We start from the raw sequence: 21,768 nt of genomic DNA on the forward strand, positions 1-21,768 counted from the left end.
CTCCTGGCCCAATAAGGCCAGAAGAACCGTCCCCTTGGTTTTCCCTTGGTTTTGTTATACTAAGAAAATTTCATTTACCAACAATCACACATCTAGTTTATAATAAAAGGATGTCCAAATTGGTCAATAGGAATAGATCTCTATGAAATTAGAAAGATTTAAGTAGGTGAGTACGATCGACATCATTGAAACACGGGTGAGAGGTTTTATTGAGGATATCCAACACCCTAAACAAAAAAAGAAGATAAATATTAACGATTTGGAACTTCAGTTGCGTAAGCTTATGGAGGATTATTTTGAAATGGACGGTTATTCGTTGTTTTATCATGCCATTCAAGCCTTGGAAGCTGAGGAACAACTAACCCCTATTAAAAATAATCAATATAATAGTAGAACCCCAGCACTTGCCTTGTATTACTGGGTTAATAATAAAGTTCAGGAAAACAAATGGGATCGTCTTGAGATGATGAAATTAGGTGATCATTTTGATTTTTCCTATTATGAACGGCATCCCGAATGGCAGACAATAGACGAATGGGATCGCATTCAGAATCTATATACATTTCTGCAAACTAGCCAGGAACGTGAAATCGTGTCAGTCGAGGAAAGAAGTCTAGAGCTCTTTGGTCATGAAAAATTCTTACTCGATGGTGATAGCTTTCCTGATAGTAAGGGATTTTTAGCTAGAATTGGAGTTTCAGAAGAGCAGCTTAAAATGGTGAACTATGGGGAGCCGTTTGTATTTTGGATGAAACAGGGGAAAGAGATAAAAGATATTCAGCGGGTATTGATTGTTGAGAACCTATCATTCTTTCATACTTCCATTAAGTTACTGGAAGAAAATCAACTTGACTATGAACCTGAACTGATAATCTATGGTGAAGGAACGAAAATTGAACGAAGCTTTTCTTTTTTCTTCCGAATGTTTCCACCGAACAACTATCTTTTCTATTACGCAGGAGATCTTGATGCAGCGGGATATGGGATCATTAGTAGACTAATAGAAAAATACCCGGATTGCTGTATTCAGCCCGCATTAAAAATCTATCGTAAAATGCTAGAGTGCATAGATAAAAGAAATGACCAAAAACAAGGTCAAACACAAAACATTAAATACCGTGATGCATTCTTTCAATGGTTTACGGAAGAAGAGCAAGCACTATTACAACAATTATGGCAGGAAAATAAACGAATCCCGCAAGAAGTCTTAACATTTGAAACATGGAGGCGATGGCAGTGAACGAATCATGGGAAGGCTTCGCCCAGAGGATGCAACGATTAAATCCACTGTTTGAGCTCGGGAGAGGAATGGAAGTAGGTGAGCTGAAACCTCATATCCAAACCATTTTGATGCAGGTGCTCCTAACCATCTTTTATCGAGAATTAAATGATGATGACCTCAGGCGTAAATCAGATATCAAATACATGGTTGAAGACTCTATTAAACAAATGAAGCTTCTCGCTGATGATAAGCAAATTGAACGGATTACAAGCGGGCTGTTGTATCAGGGAAAGGAAGAGTACAGCAAACCATTTGAGGCCTTATATTACGATGAAATCAGACAATCTTGGGAGACTCAGGTCTTTCGCTATGTCACGATGGATGAATTATATACGAATTTAGAGATGGGCGGATCGATTGTTTATAAACTCACTGATGTCTCTCAGGAAATGATTTTTATGAGCAGGGAAATGGCTGAGGAATTCTCCATCACGATTGAACAACTTTATAGTATGCAGCTGATTAAGAACGGTAATTTTCGAAAAGCTACCCGAAACCTCGATCACCTCATTTCACGTGTAAATCGCTTAATGGCGAACGAATTCTCTTTTCAAAAGGAAATGATCAACAATCCCAAAATCTTATTGATTGAAGAAGAATGGCAAAGGGCAGACAATCGTGTTGAAATTGAAAAGCAATTTGAAGAAGAAAAAAATCACTTCCGTACGATTACTAGTATGATTGATAAAACGAAACGCAGGAATGAAGAAGATGATTCTATTCAGAAAGAATTAATTCTGCTCCAAGAAAAAATTGGCCATACAAGGCAATTGCATGATCGTTTTGCGAAGCTAGTTATTCAAAATATTTCCTATGAGATGAAATTAAAAGCGGAAAACCCTTCATTATTTTGGGAAACCAGCCTGGTTTCATTTCGTGAACATTTTTATGAAAATTTGTTTATGAAGGAAGGATTTCAAAGGTTTGCGGAAATAGAAAGAGTTCTTTCTCCGTTATTTTCACCGAAGAATGAATTTATTTTGCCACTCGATTGGATCTGGGGTGAACAAGAATTCGACGAGAAACAGATAACCGAGACGTTAGTCGAAGAAGAGGGAGAAGAAAGCATTTCACATTTGCGAGTGACCAACTGGGATTCAGTTATTAAGGCATGGAGCTATGTATTTCAATTTTTACAAACAAACGGAGAATTTTCATTAAAGGATTTAAAAGAGCTGCCCTTAGAGGTGCAGGATTTATGGTTTGAAGAATCTGAAACGATTGATTTGTGGATGATGTTCGATAAAAAGCCGCTGAAGGTTCAAGTGCTGCATCGGAAGGAAGAAACCTTAAGCGATGAGAGGGAAATTCTTCTTTCTAAACTAATGAAAGAATACCCGCAATTTCAAGTGTTTGAAGGCTCAAAAATCTTTACCAAGTTTGACCATCGAGCGGAGCCTTTCCTATGGTATCAAATGAAAATTACCCCATTTAAAATCTATGTACAGGAGGGAGAACGATGAATGCAGAAAGTATTAAAAAGGCATCCGCTGTCTATTTTACTCTATTAAAAGATAAGGTAATCGACGAAAATAGTGAACACTTCCAGACATACTTTGATCCGGAAGTGAGGCAGACGGTTCTTTTATTAGCGGACGAATCCGGTACATATATCATTGAGGCACCTAAACGCATCCATTTAGTTGTTCAGCCAACCGGCTCCGTCTTTGCAACGAATTTTACCCATTTGAAAGATAAGCATAGGCAAGTGGAAACGAAGAAACACTTTCATCTTATTAGCATTGTCATCATGTCTTTTTTAGCAGCAATCGATCGCAATCAGGCTGCGAAAATCCGCACGAAGCGAGATGGGATTAGCTACTACGCATTAGAGCGGCAAGTCAATGATCTAATCAGTAAATGGGAGAACATTCTCAAAACTCAACCGACCTTCGGGGATGAAGAACGGATTGATATGAAGGAAGTTGTGACCACATGGAAATACATGGAGGTCGATAGTGACGATTTTGGGATTAAAAAAGGAAATCGGCGAACCCGCATCGGTTTAATTGCTGGGGCTATGCGCTTATTAGAGACAGAGGGGCTGATCGTCATTCTTGATCGGGACGATATAGCAAAGGTGATTCCTAAGAGTGAGCTTTTTGAGCGAATTGAATATTTGTATCACGATTATGATCGTTATGAACTAATTAAAAAGTTAATGACTGCGGAGGAGGATGAGCATGCCGAAAATCCATCGAATTAGAATTGTCAACCTGAAGTATGATGGCATGCAAAAGCAATACAAAGATACCACATTTAATTTTCATAATGATGAGACATCGACCAACGGGCTCATTGCGATGATGAATGGCGGTGGGAAAGGTGTGTTCCTTCAAACGATTTTCCAAATACTTAAACCTGGAACCTCATGGGGAAAGCAGAACAATCGATATTATCAGCAGTTCTTTTTTAATAATAAAGAGCAATTTATTCCCTATACCTTTCATGTTCTCATTCAATGGGAATTGGACGGTGCAGACCGCCACCACCTAATAACGGGTGGTATGTTCTCAGCTGAACAGCGGATTTCAATGAGTGAAGAAAGTGGAAATGAAAATAAAACCTTGGAACAGGAAGCAAAGATTCTCCCCAATATTACCTTTTATACACGAGAATTTGAGCGTAAAGAAGAGGCTGCACTTGAGCATATTCCACTTTATGAAAATGATGAGGTTGCTGAACCTGACACCCTGAAAGACTATTTAAAATGGAATGGATATGACGTTTACCGCGATACGAAGAAGCACTATCGCATCCTTGATACATACGGAATTAACCGTAAAGACTGGGATATTATGAAGGATATTAACAAGGATGAAGGCGGCGTTGGGAAATATTTCGAGGGAGCTGAGGATGACCATTCCCTGTTCCAAAAACGAATCATTCCTACAGTGAGTCAAGTCTTACATCGAACCGAACATCAAAAGAACGATCTGGTGGAGATTTTCAAGAGTCAGGCAAGTATCGCTAAGGACCTGCCTGTTCTTTTAAAAAGAGAGCAAGCCCATAAAGAGTTTTTAGAAAATATTGTTCCATTTGAAGAGCACTTAGCTAATGGAGTAGAACATAAAGAAATCATTCATGCAAGTACACAGACAGGAAGACAACTCCTTGGTGCGCTGCAGCATTTGAAGCAATCGGAAGAGGAAAGTTTGCTAGCTATCGAGAAAGACATGGAAAAATTAATCATAAGGCAAGCAGAACTTCGCTTTCAAAAAGATAATTTAGAGTTTGCAAAAGCTCACCGAGAGGTCATGGATTGGGAAAAGAAATTAGTGGAGGAAAGAGCTAAACATACTTCTTTACAAGAGATTGTTAAAGTGAAGCAGGAACGAAAAGAACAATTGGTCTTTCAAGCTTTATTAAAAGAATGGAGTGAAAACGAACAAAGTATCACCTCTCTGTCACAGCAGATTGCGACATTGGAACAAAATAGCGGCCTAGAGCAAGTGAATCATAAAATGGATGAAATCAAAGTAGAAGCTAGAAAAGAGTGGGAGCAATCTTATCAATCCATCCAAGATGGTGTTAAACAGTACTTGGGCTATCAAAAGTATCTTAAGAAAAAAGCAACAGAGTTCGCGCAGCAAGATAAACAAAAGACAAAAGACATTGCCCAGCTGAGTACTGAAATTGATTTCCTTTATTCGCAAATGCATAACTTTGAGTCTAAGGAAGCAGCACTCATCCAGACATTTGGCGACCGCTTAAGCTATGACTTTAAGGGCTTAAACGAGAGTCTTCTTAAACAAATTGAAGATAAAAAAGCTAGAGTAGTAGAGTTGCAAGAAAAAGATAAACAATCTAGTGAAGTGCAAAATCAGCTTGCGGCTTCACATGGTACGCTCGTCCAATCGATTCAGTTTTCAGAAGAAAAATGTGAAGAATTAAACGCAGCGAATGAAGTGCAAAAACAAAAAGAAGCAAAACTATTAGATAGGCTTCTTGGTATATTGGATGACGTTACTACACCGTTTACTCCTTCTCTTTTATCAAAGTATAGCTTACAAATAGAAGAAACATTGAACATAAACCGTCAACAAGCTGAACAAATGAAGAAAGAGCTCTGGGAAACACAACTCGACCATTCCTTAAACGATGAGCCTTTTTGGGTTGCAAATAAGGACGTGAAAGAATTAAAGGAATGGATTGATGAAAAGACTGGGATTGATGTGTTTTACGGAACTCAATTTCTTCAATCCTTAGGGACAGAGGAAATGGGGAGCTGCCTGATGTCAAATCCACTTCTTCCATACGGTTTGGTCGTAAGTGGGCAGCAATGGCAAAAAATAAATCATCAGGTACTTTCAGGCAGGATGTTTAAAAGTCCTGTTCCGATTTTCTTGCGCGAGGAAATGAATAGCGAACATCCCCAACCATCTTTTGTGATCATTAACGGAACGGAGAAAGAGCTATTATCGAATAAAAACCAATTCACGGACTGGAAAATAAAGATTGCTAAACAAATAGAAGAAAAGAAAGATGCTCTCCTTGAAATTGAAAAAACAGAAACTTCGTTACGTCGAATATTAAAAGAAATCGATCGGTTTTTATCGGGTGAGCTTTCTAGTGATATCGAAAAAGCTTGGAACAAGGAACAGAACGCTCTTCTTACGAAGAAAACGAAATTACAGGAAATCAAAACACAAGTTGATAAAGAAAAAGAATTACAGCTTGGGATAAAAGAACAGTTGGAAAAGACAAAAGGAAAGATAGAAAAGCTGATAAAAGCTGTAGAAACTCTAGAGGCTTTTGATCAAGAAAAAACTCTTCACCAAGAAAATAAACGAGTCAAACTTGAGAAAGAAAAACAAAAGGAAGCCTTGACTATTCAGCAACAAGAAATAGGAAAAGAACATCAATCTATCGTTGATCTGCAAAACCAGTGGAATCAAACGTATGTAGAATGGAAGCTTACAACTGAACAAAATATCAAGGAGATTTCCTTCTTTATTGAAGAAGCCGTTTTTCCTCCTGATCAAAAAGCGGACCAAAGCGAAGAGGTTCCTCATTTATCGCTTCATTTACTACAAGAGATAAACGGAAGTATCGAAGAGCTAAAGCAGCTGCAAAAATCAAAGGAAGAACAGGCTAGAGAATTACTCGTTCTACAAGCAAGAAAAGAAACCGAACAGAAGCAGCAAAAGAAATTAGAGAAGAAACTCACTACTCATAACGAGGATTGGAAGGATGCTCCAGAACCATCTGAACCAATCAGTATCTTAGAAAACATGCTGCAAACTGCACAGAAGGAAGCAAAGACAGCGGAAAAAGATGAACGGGATCAAGGAACGGCTGTAACCGTAGCCGAAACGTCCTTGAAGCATGCAGCAGAACAACGTGAAAAGTCCGGAAAGAAAGTCGAGAAGCATGAAAAACAGCCTGAAGAATGGGCAGAACTTGACTTAGTGGTAAAAGAAGTAGAAATTAAAGACCAAACAAAGTTGACGAAAGAGGAAGTAAAGCAGGCTGAGAAACGCAAAAAAGAAACAGAATATAATATTACTGGTTATGAAGGAGATTTATTAACACTATCCGTCATCTTAAAGGAAGAAGCGGGAGTATTTACGAATGAGGATGTAGAAAAAATTAAGAGTCAAGGAAAAGCATGTATCTTATCCTGGTGTGAAGAACATCAAGCGATACAAGAAGAAGGCCAAGAGAAGCATGCGAAAATCGATCAATCATTACGAAATTTAAAGCTGACGATTGAAGGCAAGGATTGGGAGATTCGCTTTAAAAATGAAGTATTAACAACACTTGACCATATGGATACTAGACACTATACGCATATCCAAACCATTGTAAAAAATATGAAGCGTTTTTCACAAAGCGGATTGGAACAATTAGAACGCGACAAAGAAAGAGCAGAAAAGGCGCAAAACTTCTGGGCTAGCCGTGCCAGCATGAAAGTGATGAGCATTTCAGAGGCAATCCGCTCGATGGTTGCGAAAATGAAGTTGAAGAATGAACGAGGATCCTTTCCGCTCGTCCAGCTCAAAGAAGATATTTTACCTAAAAAGCCTGAAGATATCGAACCGCTTCTGAAGCAGCATTTCGTAGCTGCGATTAATAAAATTACCAAACAATTTGACTTGATTGATGATCATAATCGAGCCTTAGACGAGGAAATAAAACAACTCATAAGTGATGAACAAATTTTATTTGTTTCACTAAGAAATCGTTATCCTGAACTGCTCGTCTATAACATGCGAACAGATAATGCCTTTATGTACGGAAAACCACAAAGAGAGCATTATTCAACTTGGCAGACGATTAATCAAGGTTCTAAAACGAAATCGGATGGCAGTGGCGGACAAAAGTTATCAGCTCGAATGGTGATGATGATGATGTTATTATCCGTTAAAAGCGAAACGGATCAAAGTTGGGTTCCTTTAGTCTGTGATAATCCGTTCGGACAAGCTGCCTCATCTCATGTCCTTGACCCGATATTTGCCGTTGCTGAGAAACTGAAATTTCAATTCATCGTCGTTACTCCGCCCGAACTGGTGAAAACGGAAATCAGCCAAAGATTTGAATCCTATTATAAATTAGACTTCATTCGAGAAAAAGGAAAAGAAATAGTTTCCGACACGATTGTTCCAGCATTTCGTATCTACCAGGGAGAGGAAGTCACTCAGGTTAGGTAACATATTGATAATAGAATTAAACGTAAAATCTCACTTTCTGTATGGAAAGTGGGATTTTTTTGTCTAAGAGGCACCTAAGATGGCCAAGGAAGTACGTGCACTTTTTATTAAAAATATAGTTTGTAAGTTTTTTATGAAAATAATATTAAGAAATTCAGGAGAAAAAGGCTAGTTAAAGTCGATAAAATTTGCCGTTGATTGCAAGAAAATCCGAATTTTTGTTGTAATTTAACCCTGACTAAATTAAAAGGCCTATTATAAATGGACCATCTATCAAACCCCATACTATTTTTCTATTTACAATCTTCATAATCTTTTAATAAATCCTAGTTAAAATCAAAGTCGTGGTAGAAATATGTAATCTGAGAGGGGAAAGATCATGACTAATTTGGATGAAATGATTAGGAAGTTTAACGAACAAAATTTTAAAAAGAATTTAGACCGCCGCAGCTTTCTTCATGGAGCCGGCAAAATCGCTGGGTTATCTCTTGGATTAACCATTGCTCAATCATTGGGAGGGTTTAAAGTGGATGCGGCTCCGAAGTTCAGCGAATATCCTTTTACTCTTGGTGTTGCTTCCGGCGATCCGCTGTCTGACAGTGTTGTATTATGGACAAGGTTGGCTCCGGATCCATTAAATGGTGGAGGAATGCCAGCTCATATCGTCCCCATTAATTGGGAGCTTTCCACAGACGAAAACTTTCGAAACGTAATCAAAAAAGGAACTGAACATGCTTCCCCTAATCTCGCACATTCAGTCCATGTAGAAGTGAGCGGCCTGAAGGCGAATAGTGTTTATTTTTACCGTTTCAAGACCGGAAATGAACTAAGTCCTGTTGGAAAAACAAAAACCTTACCGGCAGCAGGTGCCAGCGTAGCAAGCATGACGTTCGCATTCGCTTCCTGTCAGCAGTATGAACACGGCTATTTTACTGCGTACAAGCATTTAGCGAAAGAGGATTTGGATCTGGTATTCCACCTTGGCGATTACATATATGAATACGGTACGAACGAGTATCTTTCACCAACGGGCAATGTCCGTGCCCACAAAGGTGATGAAATTATCACAATTGAAGATTACCGTACTCGTCATGCCCAATATCGTTCTGATGAACACCTTAGGGCAGCACACGCTGCATTCCCGTGGGTTGTTACTTGGGATGATCATGAAGTGGAAAACAATTACGCAAATGTCATTCCAGAAAAAGGCCAGTCTGTTGAGGCGTTTATCAAGCGTCGTGCTGCTGCGTACCAGGCTTATTACGAGCATATGCCTCTCCGCAGGTCGTCATTGCCTCACGATGGTGGCATGCAATTATACCGGGATTTTACATATGGCGATTTGGCGAACTTCTATGTTCTTGATACACGTCAGTACCGAGATGACCAGGCGAATGGTGATGGATCGAAAGCTCATACGCCGGAATCCTTGGATCCAAAGCGCACTCTTCTTGGAACAGAACAAGAACAATGGCTCATTGGCAATTTAGGAAACTCAAAATCTCATTGGAACGTCCTTGCCCAACAGATTTTCTTTGCGCAGCGCAAATCTGGAAGCATCACAGCACCAAAATTCAGTATGGATTCATGGGATGGATATCCGGCTGCGCGTCAGCGGATCACTGATTTTGTTGCTGGCAGTAACATCAACAATGTTATCGTTCTTACTGGAGATGTGCATGCAAGCTGGGCTTCTAACCTTACGAATGATTTCAACAATCCTGAGGCTCCGATTTTTGGGGCAGAGTTTGTTGGAACATCGATTACTTCAGGAGGAAACGGGTCAGATTGGCGTGCAGACACGGCCAAATCTTTGGCGGATAACCCGCACATCAAATTCTTTAATAATTACCGCGGTTACGTTCGTTGCCAGGTCACTCCAGAACAATGGCGTGCAGATTACCGTGTCGTTCCATTTGTGACTGAGCAAGGAGCAGATATTTCAACAAGAGCATCATTTGTTTTTGAGAAAGACCAGAACGGGCTCAAAGAAATAGCGGCTACAACAGTACCTTTGGGTATACAAATGTCTGCTGAAGTGGAAGAAGACCGCCACCGTGCCCACGCTCGGGCGCACGAAAAGCAAATGGAGAAAAAGCGAAAACGCGAAGCTATTACGAATTAATTTCGATAGAGTAGAAGAGTTCTGGGGAGATTACCTAGCACTCTTTTTTTGTATATTTAAGCTGGGTATATGTCATTCTTTTGTCATAGATTCTTCATCTTATCTTTATATCTTATACCTACAATCTATCTGTATCAAAACAAAGACGATTATAGGAGGATATAACCACATGAACATGACACATTATATGGGCTTACTAGCAGATAATCAACCATGGAATCTGATTATTTTTATGGCCATTCCGGTTATCTGCGCTGAAACCATTGCTGTTACGGAATTAGCAATTTTGTTTACTAGAAATCTAACTGGAAAATTAAGGTTGGTTAACAAAGTTACATCGATTTTTGTAGGGTTATATTTCACTGGTATTTTTATTTACTTACTATTTAATGCTGTTATTCCTATTACATCCAAAGGAGAATGGCATGGGTGGATTGATGTAGTTGCTGTAGGATTTTACTTGCTAGGAATTATCCCATTACTGGGCATGGCACTTCTAGATTTAAATATTATTTATAAAAACAAATCACAAGAAGAAAAATTAAAAGTCCATGCCATCTTTGTTGGTATGTTTCTAATCTTTGCACACATTGCCATGATTGCTGGAATGGTTGATCCAACGATCGTTTCTGACATGCCAAGTATGGGTCACGATATGTAGATCCTAGGTTATTAACGAAAATCTCACCTGTATAAGTGTAAGGTGGGATTTTTATTTGTGAATGAAATCTCGTTAGTGTGCATGATTTAAATGTTAACGTTAACAATAATTATTTACAATGTTTTTTAGATTTGTTAGACTGAAAATATAGAATTTTGTTAACGTTAACATTTTACATTAGGATGGTGCAAAATGGAAAAATTTATGGATGAAAACTTTTTACTGAAAAATAAAACCGCTATCTCTTTATTCCACGATTACGCAAAAGACATGCCAATTATTGATTACCATTGCCATTTAAGCCCGAAAGAAATCTATGAAAATAAGAAATTTAAAAATATTACCGAAGTCTGGTTGTATGGTGACCATTACAAATGGAGAGCCATGAGGGCAAATGGAATTGAAGAAAGATATATCACTGGTGGAGCAAGTGATTATGAAAAATTTCTTGCTTGGGCGAAAACCGTTCCGATGACCATTGGGAACCCTTTGTATAACTGGACCCATCTAGAATTACAACGTTTCTTTGGAATTTATGATATCTTGAATGAACAAAGTGCCCCACATATTTGGGAAAAAGTAAATGCTAAATTAAACGAGGAAGGGTTTCGTGTCAGGGATTTTATTGAAAATTCAAAAGTCAAAGTTGTTTGTACAACAGATGACCCGATCGATAGCCTTGAATACCATCTAAAGTTAAAAGAAGAAAATGACTTTCCGGTTAGTGTTGTACCAGGTTTCAGACCTGATAAAGGATTAGAAATAAATCGAGAAGGCTTCATAGATTGGGTGGCTAAGCTTGGAGAAGTTGCTGAAATTGACATTACCAATTATGAAGATTACCTTGCTGCACTTGAATCACGCGTTCATTTTTTTCATACTGCAGGCGGCCTAGTATCGGATCATGCATTAGATTCTATGGTATATGAAGAAACGAGCTTTGAAGAAGTGGCTAAAATTTTTGCTAAAAGAATTTCCGGCAGCGGTATTTCTATTGATGCAGAAAAGAAGTTCAAAACGTTCACGTTAATCTATCTTGGCAAGCTTTATGCAGAGCTGGACTGGGCGATGCAGTTCCATATCAATGCTCACCGTAACAATAATAATAGGATGTTTAAGATTCTTGGTCCTGACACCGGTTATGATTCCATTAACGACGACCAGATTGCAAAGCCGTTAGTAAAAATACTGGACTCGTTAGAGCAGGAAAACAAGCTTCCGAAAACCATTATTTATTCCTTGAATCCAGGCGATAATGTGGTAATAGCAAGTATCATTAATAGCTTCCAAGACGGCAGGACTCCAGGGAAAATTCAATTCGGTACAGCATGGTGGTTCAACGATACAAAGGAAGGCATGCTCGAGCAGATGAAGGCATTATCTTCTGTAGGTCTTTTCAGCCGTTTCATCGGAATGCTGACCGACTCAAGGAGTTTTCTTTCTTATACAAGACATGAATATTTCCGGAGACTGGTTTGTAATTTAATTGGAGAATGGGTTGAAAACGGTGAGGTTCCAAATGATTTGGAGTTACTCGGAAATATTGTTCAGGGAATATCCTATAACAATGCCAAAAATTATTTTGATTTTCAGGAAGCAGCCATAGTCGAACATATTTCTAATAATTAATAGATGAAAGCTGGCGGGGCAGGGCTGATAAGGTATAATGAATGAAAATAGTTAATGCAAAAGGTAGGTCAAAACAATGGTTACCATAAAAGATATTGCAAAATTGGCCAATGTATCTCATACAACCGTATCAAGGGCACTAAATAACAGCCCTCTTATTAAAGAGCCAACAAGAAGGAAAATCCTTGAAATTGCCTCCCAGCTAAATTATACCCCTAATTACAATGCTAAAAGCCTGGTCATGCAAAAGTCGCATACGATTGGATTATTTTTAACAAGCATTAGCAATGGTACATCTGCAAGCTTTCTTGCAGATACAATAAAAGGTGTAAACAGTGTCATTAGCCAGGAATATAACTTGTTTATCCGTGGTATTGATGATTATCAGGATTATTCGAGTATTAATTCACAAAGATTTGATGGGATTATTTTAATGAGCCAAAGTGTACACGATCATTCTTTTATCTATCATGTACTCCAAAAGAAAATTCCCCTCGTCGTGCTTAACAGAGAAATTGAAGAGGATTACATTATCAACATTCTTTCTAACGATACAGAGGGTTCAAGACAAGCTGTGCAGTATTTAATAGATTGCGGTCATACAGACATCGCAGTCATTGAAGGAATTCCAAATTTTAAATCTACGCAAATGCGTAAGAACGGTTATCTTACTGCGCTGATTGATAATGACATTTCAATTCAACCGGATTATTCCGTGAGCGGAAATTATGATATGGAAAGCGGTTATCAAGGAATGGAAAAATTACTGTCCTTGAAAAAGCCTCCGACAGCCGTTTTTTGTTCCAATGACGACATGGCCATTGGTGCAATGAATGCCGTGTTTGCTAGTGGGTTGAATATCCCAAATGACATTTCTATTGTCGGATTTGATGATATTGGTTTCGCCCAATATACAACACCAAAGCTAACAACGGTAAAACGGCCGGTTGAAAAAGTCAGTATACTTGGTGCGGAGAAACTCCTTTCACTTGTAGCAGGACAAGTAGAAAGAAACGAAAAGGTTTTTGCCAATACAGAATTAATCATAAGAGATTCTGTTAAGAAGAGAGGTTAGTTTTTACCTTTCTTTATGAACAAAAATGTTAACGTGTGCATTTTAGAAAGGGGTAAATATTGGTGCAAAGACTAAATAATAAAATTTATCAGGAATATACCTCCTATCCCGAGAAGGTGCTTCAGTTTGGGGAAGGAAATTTTTTAAGAGGGTTTATTGACTGGCAAATACAAGTTCTTAATGAGAAGACAGATTTCAATGGAAGTGTAGTGGTAGTTCAGCCGCGAGGAAATAACAAGATTGAAAGGCTAAATATTCAGGATGGACTGTTTACCCTTTACTTACAGGGCATAAAAGAAGGTCAATTGGTAAATCAACATCAGGTAATCGAGTCAATCAGCAGGGGTATTAATCTATTTACGGATTATCCGGAATATATCAAGCTTGCAGGGACAGAAGATCTCCGATTAATCGTTTCTAATACGACAGAAGCAGGAATTGTGTTTGACACAACAGACCAGTTGCAGGATCGACCGCAAAAAAGTTTTCCAGGAAAGCTAACTGCGTTCCTCTATCACCGTTTTATAGCGTTTGCAGGTGATGAAAATCGCGGCTGCATTATCATTCCCTGTGAACTAATTGAAAGAAACGGGGAAAAACTGAGGGAAATCGTATTGCAATATGCAAGCCTCTGGAACCTTGGGGATGAATTTATTGAATGGGTAGAGAACGCTAATACCTTCTGTTCAAGCCTTGTAGACCGTATAGTACCGGGATTTCCAACCGATTCCTATAAAGAAAAAATTGAACAACTTGGATATGAGGATGAATTGATGGTGGTAGGGGAGCAGTATCACCTTTGGGTCATTGAGGGACCTGAATGGATAAAAAATGAGCTTAAAGTTGAGGGAACAGGGCTAAACACACTGATTGTCGATGATTTAACTCCCTTCAGGATACGGAAAGTCAGGATTTTAAATGGTGCACATACAGCGATGACTCCGGTTGCTTACTTATCCGGTTTAAGTACGGTGGAAGAAAGTGTAAATAATGAAGAAATCGGCCGATTTATAAGAGAAATGATTGTAGAGGAAATAGTCCCAACATTAGAGGGTCCGAAAACAGAGCTAAGCAGCTTTGCAGATGATGTGATTAGCCGTTTTGCTAATCCATATATCAAGCATTATTTAATGAACATCGCACTAAACTCAATTTCTAAATTTCAAACAAGAAACCTGCCAGCCTTATTGGATTATGTTGAAAAAAATAACAGCCTGCCTAAACGAATGGTTTTTTCATTAAGCAGTATGCTTTATTTTTATCGAGGAAAAAGAGGAAATGACGTAATAGAACTTCAGGATGATCCGGTAAATGTGCAATTCTTTAAAACTCACTGGGAAAAATTTGAGCAACATGAGCTTACTATGAAAGAACTCGTGAACGTGATCCTCGCAGAGAAAAGGTTATGGGGGATGGATTTGACCTCGATTCCAAATCTAGATAGTACCGTCTGTACAAACCTCCTTACTATCTATGAAATGGGAGTTAAGGAAGCTCTTAAAGAATTGTTTGAAACATCTATTTAGTAGGAGGCCGCTATAATGAAGGATTTTCTTCAAATTACTGAAAACGATAATATTATTCTAGCACTAAGAAACTTTAAGAAAAGTGAAACCATTTATCTTAATGGCAAGAATATACAAATAAAAGGAGACATCAGCCGTGGCCATAAAATAGCGGTAAAAGATATTTATGAAAATGAGGATATTATTAAATACGGTTATCCAATCGGCCATGCACTGGGTCTGATTGCACCTGGTGAACATGTTCATACCCATAACACAAAAACGAATTTATCTGGAACACAGGAATACCAATACGTGTTTAAAGAATCTCAGAATCTATTTAAAAATGAAAATCGTACATTCCAGGGATACCGTCGGGAAGATGGGAATGTCGGAATTCGGAATGAATTATGGATTGTGCCTACTGTAGGCTGTGTGAACGGAATTGCCGAGAAAATTATCAAGCGGTTTGAGCGTCATGTTGGAGACATTAGCCCGTTTGACAATGTCCTTGTCTTAAAGCATAACTATGGATGTTCGCAGCTAGGAGATGACCATGAAAACACAAAACAAATACTAATCAATACAGTAAAACATCCCAATGCTGGCGGTGTTCTTGTATTAGGTCTTGGCTGTGAGAATAATGAGCTGCCAGAGTTTAAAAAAGCGTTGGGTGAAGTGGATGAGGAGAGAGTGAAATTTCTGATTTCCCAAAATGTTACCGATGAAATCGAGGAAGGTTTTAAACTGGTAATGGAAATCTATGAAAATGCCAAAAATGACAAAAGGGAGTCCGTTTCTCTTTCAGAATTGAAAATTGGCTTAAAGTGCGGTGGATCCGATGGATTTTCCGGCATTACCGCCAATCCACTTCTTGGTAGATTCTCTGATTATTTAATTGCACAAGGAGGAACAACCGTCCTCACTGAAGTCCCGGAAATGTTTGGAGCCGAAACGATATTAATGGAACGTGCTGCAGATGAAAAGGTTTTTGAAAAGATTGTGGATCTAATTAATGACTTTAAGGAATATTTTTTGCGTCATAATCAACCTGTTTATGAAAACCCTTCCCCAGGGAACAAATCTGGAGGCATTACGACATTAGAAGACAAGTCCCTTGGATGCACACAGAAAGCGGGAACGAGCATCATTGTCGATGTCTTAAAATATAGCGATACACTTAAAACAAAAGGGTTAAATCTCTTAAGTGCCCCAGGTAATGACCTTATTGCTTCCACGGCGCTTGCGGCCACCGGCTGTCAGATGGTTTTGTTTACGACAGGTCGGGGGACCCCGTTCGGAACATTTGTTCCAACGATGAAGGTTTCAACTAACACACAAATCTATGAAACAAAACCACACTGGATTGACTTTAATGCAGGAACACTGTTGGAGGATGGAGTACTACAAGAACAAGTGTTGAATGATTTTGTGGATTATATTATTAAAGTTGCCAGCGGCGAATTTGTTAATAATGAAAAAAATGACTTTAGAGAGATTTCAATTTTTAAGAGTGGAGTTACCTTATAGTCAGAGACTTAATAAATCCCTTTTGAGTAGACAATCATACAGTCTTTCAAAAGGGTTTTTTTGGTTTATTAAGCGCAAATCAACAGGAAAAAAAGATGCCAGGCTGGATTTCCTTAGCATCCAATTTTGACTTATTAATCCCTTTGCTAGGCTACTAAATTTGTAATTGCTTCAATTCATAAAATTTACCTCTATTAGACATTAGTTCATCGTAGGTACCAAATTCTACACAGCGTCCATTTTCAATCACTGCTATTTTATCTGCATTACGAATCGTCGAAAGACGATGGGCTACGATAAATGTAGTCCGGCCGTGACATAAAATATTCAAAGCTTCCTGAATTCTTTTCTCGGAATGGCTATCTAATGCAGACGTGGCTTCATCTAAAATAATGACCTTTGGGTTCCGAATTAAGGCTCTTGCAATCGATACCCGTTGCCTTTGACCGCCTGAAAGCTTATCCCCATGTTCACCAATCCTCGTGTTCAACCCTTCAGGAAGCTTCTGAATTACATCCCAGAGGTTTGCAGCAAGGAGGACTCTTTCTAGCTCTTCTTCTGTAACAGATGGCATACCATACGTTATATTTTGAAGAATGGTTCCAGAGAATAGAATAGTTGATTGTGGGACTACTGCTAAATGCTGTCGAAAAGATCTTAAATCAATGGAGGACATATCATGCCCGTCTAAAAGGATTTTTCCCTCAGTAGGTTGAATAAATCCAATGAGTAAATTTAAGATGGTTGATTTACCCGAACCAGATTCTCCGACAAAAGCGACCGTTTCTCCTTGTTTAACCTCTAAGTTAATATCTTGGAGAATCGTTTGATCGCTTTTAGGATACCGATAACAAATCTGTTGTAAGGAAAAATTTCCATCTACTTGTTTAATTTTTGGTTTATTTTCATGATTTTCTACTTCACCAGCCGTTAATATTTCGCCAATTGAGTTTACTGATTCTAATCCCTTAGCGATAGTGGGTATTAATGTTATTATACTAGAAACAGAATTTACTACTGTTGTAAAGTAAGTTTGATACATCACCACTTCTCCTGGAGTAATGGAACCACGTAATGCCAAAATACCAGTGAAAACTAAACAAATAATTTGAAAAAGTTGAAAACTAGCCCAACTAACAGAACCAAATATAGATTGAATGATGTCTAAATGAAACCCTTTTGTTAATATTTGTTGGAATCGGTGATTTAAGCGGCGTACCTCTTGATTCTCTAACGCATGTGCACGTGCAATGGGTACTAATTCTATCATTTCAATAACACGCGCAGAGGTTTCTTCCATTTCTTGACGAAATTCAGAATTTGAGGTTTTGATTTTTTTACGGAAGACAACAATGATAAGAGCTGATATCGGTACAGTTAAGATGAAAAATAGAAATACAGTAGGACTGTTATATAACGTAATGGCTAAGGCCACTAATAGATTGACAATAATATTTAAACTACTGACAAACACTTGTGAGGAAAGGGTCTGGACAGCTTCAACGTCTCGCATAATTTTAGATTGAAGCCTTCCAGACTGCATCTCCTTTTGATAGGGAATTGAAAGTTCTTGCAGCTTTTTAATAAGCGAGGCACGCAAACCCGATTCCACGCTGCGAATCGCATAACTATGCAGTTTAGTGTGATAATAATTTGTTACAATGTTTTGCAGTACTAATATAAACATAATGATCGCATTAAGATATATGGTTTGAATACCACCACCTTTCTGGATAGTAGCGGCATTGATCACATTCGCAATTGCGATCGGCATTACCCAAGCGGGGATATGCTTGATGATAAAGAAAACTGCTGAATAAAATATTCTTAAGTAGTTTCCTTTATATAATCCTACTAGTACCTTAAAGGAATTTTTCTGATTTTTGTTATAGATTTGCTGTACAAATGACTCTTCCATTGTTTTCAACTCCCTTTAAAGGTTGAAAAAAGACTGTGTTTCGCTATTTTAGTAGGTTTTTTAGAGGTAATTCACTTTGTTTAATTGCCTTGATAATCAATTGAGCCACTGCTTTCGCTCCCTCTTCATTGAAGTGGGTGTTGTCCGTAATTCCTTCAGGATAGTTTTCGGATTGGCCAGGAGCTACATGCAAATAGTATTTCTTTGATTCCTCATTACCGATTTTCCCCATAAACTCATTTGTGATCTTATGTATGTCTAAAACAGGAACTTGGTATTTTTCAGCAAATTGAATCATGGCTTGAGGAAAATCTCCAACTGACATGATATCAATACTGTCATCTTCAAATTTTCGGCGAGTGACTGAAGTTAATAATAGTGGATAGGCATTTTTTTGATAAGCCGCCTGAATGAATTGAAAGAGATTATCTTGGTAATCTCCATAAGGGTGCGTTCCGCGTTCAGGATCTTCTAGTTTTTGATCATTGTGACCAAATTGGATGATGAGGTAATCTCCAGGTTGAATGCTTTTCTCAATAGCAGCTAAATGACCCTCGTTTATAAATGATTTTGTGCTTCGGCCGTTAATGGCACGATTTTCAATCTTTACATTCTCTTTAAAGTACGATTGAAATGCTTCCCCCCAGCCTGTTTCTGGACGTTTTTCTGGTAGTTTGATAGCAGCCGTAGAATCTCCTGCTATATAAATGGTTATTTGATTTTCCATCCGTAATTGCTCCCGTTTTTTAAATTTTCTTATTAATACTTGATAAAAGAATATGTACACGTTAACATTTTTATGTTAAAACAAAAGTAGAGCCCATTTACCTTAATATTTGTTTCTGAAATGAGGATATGATTAAATTGTGCGAATAAATGTTAACGTTAACATTTTACAATTTACTGGTTTTAGTGTCAATGCATATAACTTACAAAGATAAAACGCTAGGTTACATAGTCTTGTAAATATGGTAATGTAGTTTATTATAACGTAAGCGTTATCAAATTTTTGAAAATTGCATTTTTTGAGATATAGTGAATAACAGTTCACCGAAGGGGTGATTTTTTGAAAAAAGCAAGAGTATTTTACAAACTATTTATCCCGTTTTTCTTATTGGGAATAGGACTTGTTGTGGGGTTCAGCATATTTATCTATAATTCCACGTATCATTCCGTTGAGGAAAGCTTCTTGAAGGATAAGAAAAATTATACAAAACAAATTCTTTACAATGTTGAACAAAAAGTAAGAACCATCGAGTATGGATATACTGGTTACAGCGCGACTTCCAATTTTGAAGAAATCTTTAAGAATCCTTTGACAGGAAAAGATTTTGATATTTACCGGGATATCAAAAAAGAGATGAGTTACATAGAAATGATGGGGATAGAAGGCAGTAATCATAGTTTAGTAAGCTTGGAACAGAACTGGGGAATCATTAACGGTTCTTTGAAAATGCTAACAACGGAAGAAGTTACTGAATACAAAAATACATATATTAACAATGATACCAATAGTCTTTTTTGGAAACCAATAAAATCTGGAATTGAAATGGTTATGACTTTACCGATGTATAAGAGGGAAAAGTTCGCTTTAGGAATATCGTATATTCCTAGGAGAAGTATTGATCAGATTATAGGTGACCAAAATAATATAGTAGAAATTTATAATAAAAAAAATCAATTACTCTATTCTAGTATGATGAAGGATAGGGAAGTAAAAAAAGGTAGTTTTCAGGATTTTAGTTCAGTCTCTAAGGAAAGTGGGCAAAATGCCAATGTATTAGAAACAGAAGAGGGAAAGAAATATGTCTATATGCAGTCTGATTATAATCGTTGGCTTTATTTAGTAGAAATAGATGAAAATGAGATTGGCAGCATTATTCAAAATACAAGAGTAGGCCTTTTTATTGTCTCAGCCCTATTAATTTTTTTGGTGGGTATTATTTCATATTTGCTGGCATTATCATTCACACGACCGATAAGGAAGATACAGGAAAAATTGGACATTCAGGGAGTACATAAAAAACAAAATGAACTTTCCTTTTTGGCTGAATCTATCGATAAAATAGTTGGACAAAATGAGCTGTTAACAGCCAGTCTGTCTATTCAAAAACCTCAATTGGAGACCTTATTTGTTTTAAGCTTATTTAGGAAACGAATCTCTGAAAATGATGTGATGAATCGTTTAGAGCAATTTGGCTACCATTTTGAAGAGGATAAGGTGTTTTATACAGGATTGATTCAAATTGACAACTTTGATCATCAACAGGTTGGAGATAAAAATCTTTTATTATTGGCTATTAATAATATAGTAGGAGAAATTGTTCCTAAGGATGAACGTCTTAATCCGATCGTTTTAAATGATGAAATGCAAGCAACGATCTTTATCTTAGATAAAAGCGACCAAGAACCTGAGCGTCGGATCATGAAGTACTATGAAGAAATCCAAGCAGCGGTGAAAAAATCGCTGAATATCATCATTAGTGTTGGTATTAGCCCAATCTATGAATCGTTAATCGATAGTAAAAGAGCGGTAGATTTAGCAAAAGAATCGCTTCATTACCGAGTAAATGTTGGACCAGAGTCGATTATTTTCTATAATGATATCTCTTCAATGTTAAATGATGCGTCCATTTCAAAATTCCCTGTTGAATTACTTAATGAGTTATTGAATTCGATTCGTTCTGGTCATGAGGAAGACGTCATGAACATGGTCGATTTGCTTGTTGAAGAGATCTTTCGTTTAAATAAAAATCCCATTAGCTTAGGAGTTACATTAATTCGAGTAATAAACGAGCTCGTGCAATTAGGACAACTATTGGGTGCTGAATCAAAAATCTTTGAAAATATAAAGAAATTGTATCAAGCTGCCATGAATGCCTATTATCCAGAGAAAATTAAGGAAATGTTAATTAACGATTTAATTAAACCCGTCATTATTAGTACTCACGATAAAACAGAAAGAGGATTTAAATCCTTATCTGAAAAAATCGTATACATTGTACAAATGGAATATGATAAAGAAATTTCCCTGGATATTATTGCAGATCGATTGCATTACAATCCAAACTATTTAAGCAATGTATTTAAGAAAGAATATGGAGAGAATTTTGTAGACTATCTAATGAATTATCGTCTACAAATGGCACAATCCTTGTTAAAGGATACCGATTTAGCCATTAAAGAAATTGCTGAACGCTTGCAATATCGGAATTCTCAAAACTTTATTCGATTCTTCAAGAAGAAATTAGGAATGACCCCAGGAGATTATCGTAAAGAATATATGCATTAGAAAAAAGATTGCAACACAATTAGCCTGACTGTAAAAAGTGTGTGCAATTCTTTAAGTTGATTTGGCACCCTTTGATTGGAGCGGAAGGTGCGAAGACT

Annotated in this window: 13 protein-coding genes; 11 read left to right on the forward strand and 2 right to left on the reverse strand. The window is 37.6% G+C overall.

Going from position 1 to position 21,768, the window contains the following annotated elements; genetic code table 11:
- The first annotated feature begins 166 nt into the window (after positions 1-166).
- The 10 genes from CHI06_RS23295 (at position 167) to CHI06_RS23340 (ending at position 16,460) form a co-directional block, all read left to right on the forward strand.
- Complete coding sequence (locus tag CHI06_RS23295; RefSeq protein WP_095250956.1) at positions 167-1,240, forward strand: Wadjet anti-phage system protein JetD domain-containing protein; 1,074 nt, start codon at positions 167-169, stop codon at positions 1,238-1,240.
- The gene (locus CHI06_RS23300) at positions 1,231-2,745 is read left to right on the forward strand and encodes a hypothetical protein (RefSeq protein ID WP_257009426.1); all 1,515 of its coding nucleotides are present in this window, start codon (positions 1,231-1,233) and stop codon (positions 2,743-2,745) included. Before CHI06_RS23295 ends, CHI06_RS23300 begins: the two co-directional genes overlap by 10 nt.
- Positions 2,742-3,488, forward strand: a complete 747-nt coding sequence (locus CHI06_RS23305) for a DUF6063 family protein (protein WP_095250958.1) — start codon at positions 2,742-2,744, stop codon at positions 3,486-3,488. The genes CHI06_RS23300 and CHI06_RS23305 overlap by 4 nt, the downstream gene beginning before the upstream one ends.
- Positions 3,466-7,935, forward strand: a complete 4,470-nt coding sequence (locus CHI06_RS23310) for a hypothetical protein (RefSeq protein WP_095250959.1) — start codon at positions 3,466-3,468, stop codon at positions 7,933-7,935. The genes CHI06_RS23305 and CHI06_RS23310 overlap by 23 nt, the downstream gene beginning before the upstream one ends.
- Positions 7,936-8,314: 379 nt before the next feature.
- Positions 8,315-10,060, forward strand: a complete 1,746-nt coding sequence (locus tag CHI06_RS23315) for an alkaline phosphatase D family protein (RefSeq protein WP_095250960.1) — start codon at positions 8,315-8,317, stop codon at positions 10,058-10,060.
- A 169-nt stretch (positions 10,061-10,229) separates the two neighbouring features.
- Positions 10,230-10,721 (forward strand): DUF6803 family protein, encoded by a 492-nt coding sequence (locus CHI06_RS23320; RefSeq protein ID WP_095250961.1) that lies wholly within the window; start codon positions 10,230-10,232, stop codon positions 10,719-10,721.
- A gap of 192 nt (positions 10,722-10,913) precedes the next feature.
- Complete coding sequence (uxaC, locus tag CHI06_RS23325) at positions 10,914-12,350, forward strand: glucuronate isomerase (RefSeq protein ID WP_095250962.1); 1,437 nt, start codon at positions 10,914-10,916, stop codon at positions 12,348-12,350.
- 76 nt (positions 12,351-12,426) lie between these two features.
- On the forward strand, positions 12,427-13,425 hold the full coding sequence (locus CHI06_RS23330; RefSeq protein ID WP_095250963.1) for a LacI family DNA-binding transcriptional regulator: 999 nt from the start codon (positions 12,427-12,429) through the stop codon (positions 13,423-13,425).
- A 62-nt stretch (positions 13,426-13,487) separates the two neighbouring features.
- Positions 13,488-14,951, forward strand: coding sequence for a tagaturonate reductase (locus tag CHI06_RS23335; RefSeq protein ID WP_095250964.1), 1,464 nt, complete (start codon positions 13,488-13,490; stop codon positions 14,949-14,951).
- Between the two features lie 15 nt (positions 14,952-14,966).
- Complete coding sequence (locus CHI06_RS23340) at positions 14,967-16,460, forward strand: UxaA family hydrolase (RefSeq protein WP_095250965.1); 1,494 nt, start codon at positions 14,967-14,969, stop codon at positions 16,458-16,460.
- A 154-nt stretch (positions 16,461-16,614) separates the two neighbouring features.
- Here CHI06_RS23340 and CHI06_RS23345 read toward each other — a convergent pair whose 3' ends face one another.
- Positions 16,615-18,378: an ABC transporter ATP-binding protein gene (locus CHI06_RS23345; protein WP_095250966.1), complete on the reverse strand. Its 1,764-nt coding sequence runs from the start codon at positions 18,376-18,378 to the stop codon at positions 16,615-16,617.
- 43 nt (positions 18,379-18,421) lie between these two features.
- Positions 18,422-19,105 carry a rhamnogalacturonan acetylesterase gene (locus CHI06_RS23350; RefSeq protein WP_095250967.1) on the reverse strand — a complete coding sequence of 228 codons (684 nt, stop codon included), beginning with the start codon at positions 19,103-19,105 and terminating at the stop codon, positions 18,422-18,424.
- Between the two features lie 339 nt (positions 19,106-19,444).
- On the opposite strand from CHI06_RS23350, the gene CHI06_RS23355 reads away from it, so the two are divergent.
- Positions 19,445-21,670, forward strand: coding sequence for a helix-turn-helix transcriptional regulator (locus CHI06_RS23355; protein ID WP_095250968.1), 2,226 nt, complete (start codon positions 19,445-19,447; stop codon positions 21,668-21,670).
- The last annotated feature ends 98 nt before the right edge of the window (positions 21,671-21,768 follow it).

The organism is Bacillus sp. 7884-1, from assembly GCF_002272245.1.
In the GTDB taxonomy this organism is placed as follows: domain Bacteria; phylum Bacillota; class Bacilli; order Bacillales; family Cytobacillaceae; genus Neobacillus.